General features: G+C 63.9%; 15 protein-coding genes. All 15 read left to right on the top strand.

The features are described from left to right. Positions 1-103: 103 nt before the first annotated feature. The 15 genes from D1409_RS11810 to flaJ all read left to right on the top strand — a co-directional run bounded on the left by D1409_RS11810 (position 104) and on the right by flaJ (position 12,984). Complete coding sequence (locus D1409_RS11810) at positions 104-829, top strand: RAD55 family ATPase (protein ID WP_123537193.1); 726 nt, start codon at positions 104-106, stop codon at positions 827-829. A gap of 175 nt (positions 830-1,004) precedes the next feature. Next, positions 1,005-1,340, top strand: coding sequence for an ArsR/SmtB family transcription factor (locus D1409_RS11805; protein WP_123537192.1), 336 nt, complete (start codon positions 1,005-1,007; stop codon positions 1,338-1,340). Between the two features lie 213 nt (positions 1,341-1,553). Further along, positions 1,554-1,829 carry a DUF7521 family protein gene (locus D1409_RS11800; RefSeq protein WP_123537619.1) on the top strand — a complete coding sequence of 92 codons (276 nt, stop codon included), beginning with the start codon at positions 1,554-1,556 and terminating at the stop codon, positions 1,827-1,829. 249 nt (positions 1,830-2,078) lie between these two features. Then, a complete protein-coding gene (locus tag D1409_RS11795) occupies positions 2,079-2,729 on the top strand; it encodes an archaellin/type IV pilin N-terminal domain-containing protein (protein WP_123537191.1) in 651 nt (216 codons plus the stop codon). Positions 2,730-2,787: 58 nt separating this feature from the next. Then, complete coding sequence (locus D1409_RS11790) at positions 2,788-3,363, top strand: DUF7500 family protein (RefSeq protein ID WP_123537190.1); 576 nt, start codon at positions 2,788-2,790, stop codon at positions 3,361-3,363. Positions 3,364-3,445: 82 nt separating this feature from the next. Then, on the top strand, positions 3,446-3,805 hold the full coding sequence (cheY, locus tag D1409_RS11785) for a chemotaxis protein CheY (RefSeq protein ID WP_123537189.1): 360 nt from the start codon (positions 3,446-3,448) through the stop codon (positions 3,803-3,805). Then, the gene (locus D1409_RS11780; RefSeq protein WP_123537188.1) at positions 3,802-5,016 is read left to right on the top strand and encodes a chemotaxis protein CheC; all 1,215 of its coding nucleotides are present in this window, start codon (positions 3,802-3,804) and stop codon (positions 5,014-5,016) included. The genes cheY and D1409_RS11780 overlap by 4 nt, the downstream gene beginning before the upstream one ends. 3 nt (positions 5,017-5,019) lie before the next feature. Beyond that, positions 5,020-5,541, top strand: a complete 522-nt coding sequence (locus D1409_RS11775; protein WP_123537187.1) for a chemotaxis protein CheD — start codon at positions 5,020-5,022, stop codon at positions 5,539-5,541. 227 nt (positions 5,542-5,768) lie between these two features. Continuing rightward, positions 5,769-7,385, top strand: coding sequence for a FlaD/FlaE family flagellar protein (locus D1409_RS11770; protein ID WP_123537186.1), 1,617 nt, complete (start codon positions 5,769-5,771; stop codon positions 7,383-7,385). Then, positions 7,369-7,797, top strand: coding sequence for a fla cluster protein FlaF (locus D1409_RS11765; RefSeq protein WP_123537185.1), 429 nt, complete (start codon positions 7,369-7,371; stop codon positions 7,795-7,797). The genes D1409_RS11770 and D1409_RS11765 overlap by 17 nt, the downstream gene beginning before the upstream one ends. Then, positions 7,797-8,264 (top strand): flagellin, encoded by a 468-nt coding sequence (locus D1409_RS11760; RefSeq protein ID WP_123537184.1) that lies wholly within the window; start codon positions 7,797-7,799, stop codon positions 8,262-8,264. The genes D1409_RS11765 and D1409_RS11760 overlap by 1 nt, the downstream gene beginning before the upstream one ends. 54 nt (positions 8,265-8,318) lie before the next feature. Next, positions 8,319-8,774 (top strand): flagellar protein G, encoded by a 456-nt coding sequence (locus tag D1409_RS11755; RefSeq protein WP_123537183.1) that lies wholly within the window; start codon positions 8,319-8,321, stop codon positions 8,772-8,774. Continuing rightward, positions 8,771-9,532 carry an ATPase domain-containing protein gene (locus tag D1409_RS11750; protein ID WP_123537182.1) on the top strand — a complete coding sequence of 254 codons (762 nt, stop codon included), beginning with the start codon at positions 8,771-8,773 and terminating at the stop codon, positions 9,530-9,532. Before D1409_RS11755 ends, D1409_RS11750 begins: the two co-directional genes overlap by 4 nt. A gap of 21 nt (positions 9,533-9,553) precedes the next feature. Continuing rightward, the gene (locus D1409_RS11745; protein WP_123537181.1) at positions 9,554-11,230 is read left to right on the top strand and encodes a type II/IV secretion system ATPase subunit; all 1,677 of its coding nucleotides are present in this window, start codon (positions 9,554-9,556) and stop codon (positions 11,228-11,230) included. After that, a complete protein-coding gene (flaJ, locus tag D1409_RS11740; protein ID WP_123537180.1) occupies positions 11,230-12,984 on the top strand; it encodes an archaellar assembly protein FlaJ in 1,755 nt (584 codons plus the stop codon). The genes D1409_RS11745 and flaJ overlap by 1 nt, the downstream gene beginning before the upstream one ends. Positions 12,985-12,988: the final 4 nt, after the last annotated feature.

Genomic DNA, 12,988 nt, shown 5'->3' with positions numbered 1-12,988 from the left:
ATCGGGCCCCGGCGCCGCCCGGCGAAGTCTTCCATGAACAAGACTTTTTACCTCCCACACCGGATGCTCCACAAGCCGAACTCCGCGAGGATCCACGGAAGACATGATCGAACTAACGAAAACCGGCGTCGACGGATTAGACGAGATCCTGAACGGTGGCATTGTCAAGAATTCGACCACCCTGGTGAGCGGTAATCCGGGGGCGGGCAAGAGCATTCTCTGTCTGCAGTTCATCTACAACGGCGTCGAGCAGTTCGACGAGAAGGGGATCTACCTCACCTTCGAGGAGGACGAGTCGGACCTCCGGGAAGCCGCCGAGTCGATCGGCTTCGAGAACTGGGGCGAGCACGTCGACAACGGCGACATCAAGGTGTACGACAAGAAGGTGCTCCTGCGCGAGAACGACTTCTCGTCGTCGCTGGAGTTGCTCCTCGACGACTTCGAGGACAACGACTACGACAGGGTCGTGCTCGACTCGCTGGCGATGTTCGAGCTGTTCTTCGAGGACGAACAGGAGAAGCGGACGTACCTCCTGAAGTTCACCGACATCCTGAGCGAGAACAACCTGACGACGCTGATGACAAACGAGCAGGGCGCGGTGTTCCCGGAGACGGAGATCGGGCTGGAGAACTACCTGACCGACGGGAACATCTACCTGATCCAGACGCCGACGGAGTCGGGCGTGAACCGCTACCTCTGGGTGGCGAAGATGCGCAAGCAGAACATCGAGACGGACATCTTCCCGATGGAGATCTCGCAGGGCGGGATCCGCGTCCACCAGAACGCGAGCGCGTTCTCGATGATGAGCGAAGACGACTCGCCGCTGTAGTCGGAGCGGGCGCCCCGTTTTCACGTTTGTAACTGGTTATTAATCGAGAGAACGCCTGTTTCAGCGGCCGAGGCTGCGATATTCCACCGTCGTACGAAACCGGGACAGACTCGTTAATCACCCCGTACCGGCAGCGATAGATTTATACTGTGGTGAATATACGTTTTGATAACGGATGGCTTCAGCCGAGATCCTCCAGACTCTGGGGAACAAATACAGCGCAGAGATACTGGACGCGACCGACGAGCCCCAATCGGCTCAGGAGTTGAGTGACGAACTCGGGATCCCGATCGCCACCTGTTATCGCCGGATCGACGAGCTGACCGAGCACGACCTGCTCGAACTTCACGACAACATCCTCTCGGACGACAGGCGCCGGATCAAGGTGTACCGACGCAACGTCGACACCGTCCACATCGACTTCGAGGAGTCGCTCACGGTCGACATCGAAGAGCGAACGGAAGTCACCAACAAGCTCGACGAAGCCTGGCGCACGCTCTCGGAAGGCTAGTACGTCCCGTTCTCGTTTCTTGCACGTGCACGCGCACGAGCGGATTCGGCATTGCACGGCTCCGGAGATCGAATCGCTCTGTCCATCCACCGTTCGCTCGCAGTCCGGCGGTCTCGACCCACAACTTCCGTACCGCTGTCTGTTATCACGAGAGATATTTTCGAGGGTGGATTTAAGACCGGGAGTCGTGAATCCCGATACAACGTGGTTTCAGTGATCGAACTCCTCTACGCTGTATCGACGGTCGTCTTCGTCGTCGCCGGGTTGACGATGGTTGGCATGGCCATGCGTGCGTACGTACAGACGTCGCGCACGTCGATGCTCCATCTCTCTCTCGGGTTTTCGCTGGCCGTGGCCGGCGCCGCCGCGACGATGATCAGTGCCTTTCTCACCGGCTTCGCCGGTCCCCGCTCGCTGCTGCTCGTCAACAGCGGCCTCACGACCTTCGGCTACCTCTTCGTGATGTACAGCCTGGTCACCTACGACTGAGCCGGCGGCGGTAACGGTACCGTACTCGTTATTAATTCTAGGATTCGTGGCTGTTATAGTTGGTGTGGGATAAATCGCCTAAACAGCAGTATTAAACAGTCTATGCCGTAGTTTTCCACTCTGAGAACGGCGAACGTATCGGTAAATATCGGTTTTAATTTCGATAATCGGGGGGCCACCCTTAATACAGGGGAGTAGTATCCTCAGAGTAGAGTCCGGGGCGACGCACCGCTCCCGGGCGGAGAACACATGCTACACAACGAACGCAACGAACGAAAGCGCGGGCAGGTCGGTATCGGGACCCTCATCGTGTTCATCGCGATGGTCCTGGTGGCGGCGATCGCGGCGGGCGTGTTGATCAATACAGCTGGGTTCCTCCAGACCAAGTCAGAGGAGACCGGTCAGCAGTCAGGGCAGCAGGTCACGAACCGGCTGCAGGTCTCGGCTGCGACGGGGACCCACCTTCAGGATTCGAACGTCGGCGTCGTGAACATGACGCTGAAGAAATCGCCGGGGGCGAGTAATATCGACCTCGAGAACGCGACCGTCCAGTGGGTCGGTCCGTCGGGTACCTACAACCTGGTCAACGCCAGTGTCGACGCCAGCGGGGCGGACGGCCACTTCGGTATCATCCCGTTCAAGGACGCGGACCAGTCCCACCCGGTCCTCAACGACCCCGACGACCGTATGGTGATGGTCTTCGACCTCGGTGAGGGCGACGTCGGCCCGGACGACGCGACCTACACCACCACGACCGGTGACGGCCTCTCGTTCTTCGGGTCGCAGCTCCCCGAAGGGAGTTCCGTCAACGTGAAGGTCACCACGAAGTCCGGTGCGACCACGACTGAACAGCTGACTGTCCCCGAGACGCTCTCGGGCTCCGAAGCTGTCCAGCTCTAAACCTGTCGAATAACTTTCATTCGACGGAACTATACCCTTTTATCGCGCACAACGCACCATGGCCAGTGGCGACGACGACCAGCCGGACCCGGACGACGGCCCCATCCTCTCGCCCGACGAGCTCGACATCACGCAGGACGAGCACGTCGCCGAGATCGACGACGGCCGCTACGTCGTCTCGCCTGGGAAACCGATCGAGGACGTACCGACGGTCGACGACGGGTCCGACTCGACCGAGCCGGACCCGGAGCCGACCCCGGACTCGGAGCCGGAACGGGCCGAGCTGACCGAACGTGACGTCCACGAGTTCCTGGAACAGCAGTTCGACGACTCGAACTCCCGGTACGGCTTCGACATCACGGCGACGTTCGACGGGTCGGTCCAGCAGCGACAGATGGTGTCGAACGACGTGGTGACCATCTTCGAGAGCCTCGTCCTCTGGTACGCCCAGCAGATCGACGGCAAGACTCCGGTCGAAGAGGTGCTGGGTATCATGCTCATGGAGGCGAACGTCCCCGTCCGGTACCCGCCCGCGAGCCTCCAGGCGCTCCTGGAGTCGACCGACCTCTCCCCCGAGGACTCCATCGCCGACCTCATCGCGGCCGTCGGCGACAAGGACGGATTCCGTCTCTGAGCACGCTCGGGTGCTATCAATCCCGATAATTTACGGGAAGGCTTTATCTGGGTTTTCACAGTACGTGAGAGGTGATAGGCCCATGTCAGACGTATTGATAGCCGACGACTCGGAGTTCATGCGAAACCTTCTGCGCGAGATCCTCGAAGAGGACCACAACATCGTCGGGGAGGTCGAGAACGGCGTCGAAGCGGTCGAGACGTACAAGGAACAGCACCCGGACCTGGTGATGATGGACATCGTGATGCCCATCCGCGACGGGATCGAGGCGACAGACGAGATCAAGAACTCGAACCCCGACGCGAACGTCATCATGTGTACGAGCGTCGGCCAGGAGGAGAAGATGAAGGAGGCGGTCAGGGCCGGCGCCGATGGGTACATCACGAAACCGTTCCAGAAGCCCAGCGTGATGGAAGCCATCGAGGACGTCGTCCCCTCATGAAAGTCGACGTCAAGTCGCTCGGGACGTTCAACCGCCTGGCCCACGAGGGAGCCGAACAGGCGACCGCGTCGCTGTGCCAGATGACGGGACTCGACGCCGTCGTCGACGTAACGAAGATCACGCTGGTCAACCGAGCCGACGTCGGCGATCAGCTGTCCGACGGCGACTACGTCGGCGTGCAGTTCGAGTTCGACGGCGAGCTCGCGGGCGACACGGTCCTCGTCTTCGACCGGTCGGGTAGCGAGACCATCGTCGACTCCCTCGTGCCCGGCGGCGCCGAGGACGACGCGATGGCTCGCTCCAGCGTCGAGGAGATCGGCAACATCATGATGAGCGGGTTCATCGACGGCTGGGCGGACTTCCTCGAGACGACCATCGAGCACTCGCCGCCGACGTACGTCGAGGGCGACGGCGCGGCGATGCTCCCCGAACCGCCGAACGACGAGGAGCGCGACCAGGTGTTCGTGTTCAAAAGCGAGATCGAGTGGATCGGCGAGTCCGTCAGCTTCTACATCTACATGTTCCCCGAGTACGACCCGCTCGCGGACGTGATGGCCCGGACCGGCGGCACGGAGGACGACGCGATCCCGATCGACAAGCTGGAGGTCTTCAACGAGATGACCAAGGACGGCACCCAGCAGGCGGCGGCCAACGTCGAGATGATGACCGGTATCGAGACGGAGGCCGAGGTCACCCGTCTCAGCTTCGCGCCGATCGAGGACGTCCCCAAACAGGTCGGGACGGACACGTACGTCGGGACGGTCGTGGAGTTCACCGGCATCCCGAGCGGGTTCCTGCTCGTCCTCTTCGACGAGGCGTCGGCCGTCCACATCGCCGAGGCGATGATGCCCGTCGAGATGGACGAAGACGAGCTGACCGACCAGCACAAGTCGGCCATCGAGGAGCTCGGCAACATCATGACCTCCGGGTTCGTCGACGGCTGGGCGAACGTCCTCCAGACGTCGGTCGAACACACGCCCCCGCGACTGGTCCACGACATGGGTCAGGCCATCGTCGACCCGCTGGCCGCGCAGGTGGGCCAACACCAGGAGCACGCCTTCATCATCGACTCGGAGATGCGCACGGACGACATCGAGTTCGGCGCGGAGATCCACGCCCTCCCGAACGAAAAGGAGTTACGTCAGGCGCTTGACGAGCTACTCGTCGAACGGGCGGACGAGACCCAGGCCGACGTCGAAAAGATATTCTAACACATGAAAGTCTACGACGGCACGACGGCCGACAGCGAACCGGCGACTCCGCCAGAGCGCGTCAAGGTCGGCATCGCCGAGTCGAAGGTCACCGACGGAGACGCGGTGCTCACGACGAGCGGACTCGGCTCGTGTCTCGGCGTGGCCGTCTACGACGGGTCGGCGGCCGTCGCTGGCCTCGTCCACGCGATGCTCCCCTCGATCGACGAGATGGAGGGGACCAACGAGGCGAAGTTCGCCGACTCCGGGATCCGCCATCTGGTCGCCGAACTCGAGAAGCGGGGCGGCGACCGGGAGCACATGGAAGCGAAGCTCGCCGGCGGGAGCGACATGCTCGACTTCTCCGAAAACGGGTCGGGGATCGGCGTCCGTAACGTCGAGATGGGCCGGCGAACGCTCGCCGAGTTCGACATCCCCGTCGTCGGCGAGGACGTCGGCGGCGACCACGGTCGGTCGCTCCGACTCGAATCGGCGAACGGCGATCTCATCGTCAAAAGTGCGAATCGCGATCCGATCACGCTATAGTGTCGAAAACAGGGAACGTAGGTCCGACGCGCGTCTGACGGGGGCGCGCGCTCGTCTCCGGGGCGAGCACTCTTTTCACGCCGAATCTACGGAAATTTACGTCCGACGTTTCTTTCGCGGCCGTCGCCGTTAGTTCAACGCCGGTAAGCTCGTATTAACTCGTCTATTATCAGTAATGATACTATAAACGGTACATTGAAGGGTGTCAGAAGGCAGGTACGCACGTAATGAGTCTCGTCGCCCAGTCGTTCGGCCCAGTGTGGCCGGGCGCGTCGGAGGCAGTCCCGGGGTTGCTGGTAGTGTTGACCAGTGGCGTCGTCGGGATGAGCATCCGGCAGATGATCGATATCTTCGGCGACGGCGACGACGGGAGCGAGGACGACGAGAGCATGGCCGACGGCGGACTGATGGCCGAGGACGGCGAGGACGACGACCTCGGCGGGTTCGGCGGCCTCGAGGACGACGGCGGCGGCGACGACTTCGGCGAGTTCGGCGACGGCGACGAGTTCGGCGACATGGACGAGGGCGGGTCGGACACGGACGAACTCGAACACCGCCTCGACGAACTGGAGACGGAGGTCGGCAGCCTCTCCTCGACGGTCAACACCGTCCGCAACGAGAACGAACAGATCGCCGAGACGGTCGACGACGTCGAGGAGAACGTCCGCAAACTGCTGGACATCTACGAGATGGTCACGCGCGGCGTCAACCCGTTCGCCGACGACATGGAAGCCGGCGGGATGGGCGGCGCCGGCGGTGGCGGCGGCAACTTCGGCCTCTTCGACGACGACGACGGCGGCGAGGAGGAGGAGGACCTCGACGACGAGATCGCCAACGCCGACGCGGAGGGGTTCTTCGACGAGGACCTCGTAGAGGACGACGCCGGCCCCGAGGGCAGTGTCGACGACGTGATGGGCGGCGGGATGGACGACGGCGGGATGGGCGGCTTCGAGGACGACGGCGGGACGTTCGACGACGGCGCTCTCGACGAGGGAGACGACCTCGGCGGGATGGACGACCTCGACGACGGACTGGACGACTTCGACGGAGAGAGCGAGGATATGAGTGAATCAACAGGTGACAGCGACGGCGGCAAGTCCTTCTCGGAACTGAAAGACGAGTACGAGTCCGGCGACGCGGAGTGGGCCGACGAACTCGAAGACGAGGGCGAGGGCGAGGAGTCGATCGAGGACGACCTCGGCGACGCCGACGACCTGCTCGAAGACGACGAGTCGGACGACGGCGACCTGGCCGACGACGACCTCTTCGACGAGGTCATCGAGGACGACGGCCTCGACGACGAGACCGAGGGCCTCGCGGCCGAACCGGAATCGGACACCGAGCCGGAGCCCGAACCCGTGGCAGAACCGGAACCCGAACCGGAGCCCGAACCCGAACCTGACCCCGAACCGGTGGCCGAGCCCGAACCCGAACCGGAACCGGAACCGACGACCAGCCAGAGGGCCGCCGCGCCGGCTACCGGGGCCCAGTCGGACGCGGACGACGACGGGAAGCCGTACCTCGGGTCGATGCCCGAGGGACTGGCGAGCGAGCTCGTCGTGGTGGAGTGGCTGGAGTACCTCGTCGAACAGGTCGGCGTCCGGGAGACCGCCCGTGCGATCGACTACTACGAGCGGATCGACTGGGTGGCCGAGCCGGTCGCGGACGACCTGCAGGCGTACCTGCGCAGGTTCGACGGGTCGGGCGGCGAGGGCGGACTGACGATCGACCATCACACCGAGAGCTTGCGGTACATCAGTCAGCTCGACGGTGACGCCGCCGAGGCCGTCGCCCTCTCGAAGATGGGGCGCCGTGGAGGTGGTTCCGATGGGCTTCAGCGTTAGCGGCTCAGCCGCGATCATCTTCATCGGGCTGTTCATCGCCTTCGGGATGTGGCACACGGCCGCGTCCAACAGCTTCGAACGCGTCAGCGAAGCCCAGAGCGACCGCTCCGACGCGGCGCTCGACGAGAAGAACACGGCCGTCGTCGGGTCCGCCGAGTACGTCGACGGGACGCTCACCGTCCAGGCGACCAACGACGGTTCGACTGCGCTCTCGCTCAACGGCACGGACCTGCTGATAGACAACGCCTACGAGTCCGACTGGCAAGCGGGCGCGACCGTCGACGGCGACGGCGACACGGACCTGTGGCTCCCGGGCGAGACCGTGACTGTCACCATCGCCATGGGGAGCGCGCCCACTCGCGTCAAACTCGTGACCGAGCGCGGCGTCTCGGTCGCGCAGGAGGTGAACTGATGGGGTTCAGCGTCAGCGGCTCCGTCGTGATCGTGTTGCTCGGGCTGTTCATCGCGCTCGGGGCGTACTACGGGAGCGCCTCGAACGCGATGGAGCGGGTCGCCGAAGCCGACTCGGACCGGACCGACCAGTTCGACCGGGTCCACGACACCGCGATCGAGATCACGTCGATCAGCCAGCTCTCGGGCGTGACCTGCGGAGTCGAGGTCCAGGTCAACAACACCGGCGCGACGGAACTCCGGGTGCCCGACACCGACCTGCTGGTCGACAACGGGTACCGGACCGAGTGGGACGACAGCACCGTCGACGGGACCGCCGGCGGGGCCGAACCGAACACCGACCTGTGGCTCCCCGGCGAGCGCCTCACGATCGAAGAGAGCGGGCTCGATCGGTCGCCCAGGTCGGTCAAGGTCGTCTCCGGGCCCGGCGTCGCGGACACCGAGGAGGTGTCGATATCGTGCTCGTGAGCCGTCGACGCGCTCCGACGGCCGCCGAGCACACCGGAGCGGCGGTGATCCGCCGTGGCTAGCGTCTCCGTCTCGCACATGATCCTGTTCATCGCCTCGATGCTGGTCGCGGCCAGCGTCGCCGGCGTGTTCACCGACACCGTCGGGCAGCTGAGCGGCGCGATAGACGACCAGGGGCTGCAGGTGAGCCAGGACGTGCGCACCGACATCGAGATTATCAGCGATAGCGGCTCCACGGCCGTGTACAACGCCAGCGGGAACGACGACCTCGTGTTGCACGTCAAGAACACGGGGTCACAGCGGCTCCCGGCGGACGGGGAGTCGATCAACGTCTTCGTGAACGGCCAGTTCGAGACGGACGTGAACGTGACGCTGATCGGCGACGCGCCGAGCTGGCGCCCCGGCGAGGTGGTCCGGCTGGAGATCAGCGAAGCGCTGGCGACCAACAGCGACCACCGCGTCAAGGTGATCGTCAACGGCGACGAGGAGGTGTTCGAATTCCGCACATGAGCATCGCAACCACCGACCTGCTCTCCCTCGGACTGAAAGAGCGGGACCGACTGAACAAGGAACTGGGCGGGGGGATCCCCCCCGGAAGTATCGTCCTCGTCGAGGGCGACTACGGCGCCGGCAAGTCGGCGATCAGCCAGCGATTCGCGTACGGGCTCTGCGAGGAGGGCCACACGGTCACGATGCTCTCGACCGAACTCACGGTCGGGAGCTTCCTCGACCAGATGCACTCGCTGGACTACGGGATGGTCGAGCACCTGCTGGACGAGAACATGCTGTTCCTCCACGCCGACATCGGCGACGGGAACACCTTCTCCGGCCAGGAGGACGAGGGCGACCGGAAGGAACTGCTCAAGCGCCTGATGGAGGCGGAGGTCATGTGGGACTCGGAGGTCGTCATCATCGACACCTTCGACGCCATCCTCCGCAACGACCCCAAGTTCGAGGCGCTGGTCCGCCAGAACGACGAGCGACAGGCCGCTCTCGAGATCATCTCCTTCTTCCGCGACATCATCTCGCAGGGGAAGGTCATCATGCTCACCGTCGACCCCTCGACGCTCGACGAGGAGGCCATCGGCCCGTTCCGGGCCATCGCCGACGTCTTCCTCGAACTGGAGATGGTCGAGGTCGGCAACGACGTGCGCCGACAGATCAGCGTCCTCCGCTTCGCGGGCATGGGCGAACAGGTCGGCGACTCCATCGGGTACTCGGTCCGCTCGGGTACCGGCATCGTGATCGAATCGCGTAGCGTGGCGTAACCCTTCGGAGCTCGGACACACATGACAGACCACGGACGACCCAAACCCTCGGACGAACTCAGGCAGGTCGCATCGCGCCGGCCCCACCTGATGGACCACCTGAAGAAGTTCAAGCAGATCACCGGGGAGTTCCCCACGTTCATCGAGGAGGCCGACGACGACTACGAGTCCCACCGACCGAACGTCCTCTACCCCGTGGGCGGCCCCATCTACTGCCACATCTACGGGGACATCGGGCAGGACATGAAGTACTACGCCATCGAACCGGAGCTCGACGACGAGGAGAAGGTCGTCTTCGAGAAGGTCCGTAACAAGCTCCTCCAGAAGAGCGTCTCCAAGCCCGCTCCCTCCAGCGACAACGAGTACGACGACCGGATCGAGGAACTGCTCCAGGAGTCCACGAACGTCACGAGCGGCGCCAGCGACGAGAGCGGCGTCCTCTCGCGGTTCAACAGGTTCGCGAACCTCGGCAAGGTCGAAGTCACCGAACAGACCTACGAGAACATCCTCTACCGGCTCAACCGGGACATCGTCGGGCTCGGCCCCCTCGAACCGGTGATGCGCGACCCGGCGAACGAGGACATCCACGTCATCGGGCCCCACGAGTGCCACGTCGACCACGCCGTCTACGGGATGCTCTCGACGACCGTCGACTTCGGGACGCCCGAGGAGTACGACCAGTGGCTCAAGAACATGGGCGAGCGCATCGGCGACCCCGTCTCCGACTCCGACCCCATCGTCGACTCCACGCTCCCGGACGGGTCGCGTCTCAACCTCATCTACTCCGACGACGTGTCCGTCAAGGGCCCCTCGCTCACCATCCGCCAGGGCGACGACGTGCCCCTCTCGATCTTCCAGATCACGAAGTGGGGGACGCTCTCGCCCCAGCTGTCGGCGTACCTCTGGCTCTGCCTGGAGAACGAACAGACCGTGTTCGTCGTCGGGGAGACGGCGTCAGGGAAGACGACGACGCTGAACTCCATCATGGCGTTCATCCCCCGCGACGCGAAGATATACACCGCGGAGGACACCGCCGAGGTGCTCCCGCCCCACGACACCTGGCAGAAACTGCTGACTCGTGAGGGCGAAGACGAGGGGTCCAGCGTCGACATGTTCGACCTCGTCGCTGCCGCTCTGCGTTCGCGCCCCGACTACATCATCGTCGGTGAGGTCCGTGGCGAGGAGGGGCGGATGGCGTTCCAGGCCGCCCAGACCGGCCACCCGGTCATGCTGACCTTCCACGCGAGCGACATCGTCTCGATGATCCAGCGCTTTACCGGCGAACCGATCAACGTCCCCGAGACGTTCATGGACGTCGCCGACGTGGCCCTGTTCCAGAACCGGGTCAAACAGGGCGACCAGGTCCTGCGTCGGGTCACCTCCGTCCAGGAGATCGAGGGCTACTCCAAGGAGATGGACGGGGTCGTCACCCGGCAGTCGTTCTACTGGGACCCCGTCGAGGACGAGATCGTCTTCCAGGGGATGAACAACTCCTTCGTCCTCGAAGAGCAGATCGCGACCCTGCTGGGGTACGAGGACACCCGCGACATCTACGACGACCTGAACTTCCGCGCCAGCGTCATCGAGCGCGCAATTCAGGAGGGGATCCTCGGCTACCACGAGGTCAACGAACTGATCGAGGACTTCCACCGCGACGGCGTCGAGGGCCTCCCCTTCGACATCCACCGGGAGAACTGATGGCGTCCGCCGACGAGTCCGCGAGCGACCTCGAACTCACCGTCACGTCGGCGCTCTCCGGCCTGATCGACGCCTACCGGCAGATGCCGATGGAGCTGAACCGGTATCTGACCGTCATCCTCCTCCCGTCGGTCGTGTTCTTCGCCGTGACCGTCGCGGCCGGACTCCTGCTCGACCTCTCGCTGATGATCCGGGCGCCGATCCCCATGCTCGGGTTCCTGATGCTCGCGTCGGCGGTGTTCTACCCCAAGATCCTCCTCTCGGGGCGCAAGCGGGAACTCGACAACCAGTTCCACCTCGTGGTCACCCACATGACCGTCCTCGCGATGACCAACATCGACCGCATCGAGGTGTTTCGCCGTATCGCCGAACAGGACCAGTACGGCGAGATGGCCGCCGAGGTCGGTCGCGTCGTCGAACTCGTCGACACCTGGAACCAGAGCCTCGACGACGCCCTCCGTCGGCGCGCGAAGGAGGTCCCTAGCGACGCCGTCTCCGACTTCTTCGACCGCCTCGGCTACACGCTCGGCGCCGGCCAGGCGCTCGACGACTACCTCGTCTCCGAGCAAGAGCAGATCATCGAGAACTACAAGACCCACTACAGCGGGACGATGGACAACCTGGAGGTGATGAAGGACCTCTACCTCTCGATGATCCTCTCGATGACGTTCGCGCTCGTGTTCGCCGTCGTCCTGCCCGTCCTCACGGGCACGAACCCGACGATGACTGTCAGCGCCGTCATCGTCCTCTACGTGTTCGTCCAGTCCGGGTTCTACCTCGCTATCCGCTCGATGGCGCCCCACGACCCCCTCTGGTACCACCCCGAAGACAAAGAGTCGCCCATCGAGGAGACGATACGGAACGCCACCGTCGTCGGCAGCGCCCTCTCCGTCGGGCTCCTCTGCTTCTCGCTCGCGGGGATGATGGGCGTCAGTCCCGTCACGCTCGACGACGTCGTCTTCTTCCTCGACCCGATACCGCTCACCCTCTACGCCGCCATCCCGACGCTCCCGCTGCTGATCCCCGGATTCGTCGTCAACGGCGAGGAGAAGCGCATCAAGGCCAGAGACAACGAGTTCCCCAGTTTCATCCGCGCGCTGGGCGCCACCGAGGGCGCCAAGCAGTCGACCACGTCCGCGGTGCTCGAGAGCCTCCGCAAGAAGGACTTCGGCCCCCTGACGGAGAACGTCGACAACCTCTACAAGCGGCTGAACATGCGCATCGAGACGACCGAGGCGTGGCGTCACTTCACCGCCGAGTGTCGCTCCTACCTCGTCCAGAAGTTCTCCGAGATGTACCTCATCGGCCGCGAGATGGGGGGCGACCCGAAACAGCTCGGCGAACTCATCAGCGCGAACATGCAGGAGGTCCAGCAGCTCCGCCAGCGGCGGACGCAGGCGACGACGACGCTCATCGGCCTCCTCTACGGGATCACCGCCGCGTCCACCTTCGCCTTCTTCATCGGCCTCCAGGTCGTCAACATCCTCGCCTCGATGAGTCTCGACCTCCAGAGCAACACGAGCAACTTCGACGTGGGGAGCCTCATCAACACGGAGGTGTACAACATCCCGCTCATCGAGTTCCTCCTGATCATCATCATCATGTTCGGCGCCATGCTCTCGGCGCTGATGATCCGCACCGTCGACGGCGGCCACAAGATAAACACCTACATCCACTTCGTCGCGCTCGTCTGGATCGGGTCGATCACCGCCGCGATCACCAAGTGGCTCGTCACGCAGTTCCTCGCCATCTGAAGGC

It is taken from the genome of Halosimplex salinum, from assembly GCF_003730195.1.
Lineage (GTDB): Archaea > Halobacteriota > Halobacteria > Halobacteriales > Haloarculaceae > Halosimplex > Halosimplex salinum.
The sequence above is the reverse complement of the archived record's forward strand: the minus strand, read 5'-3'. Positions and strand labels throughout refer to the sequence as shown.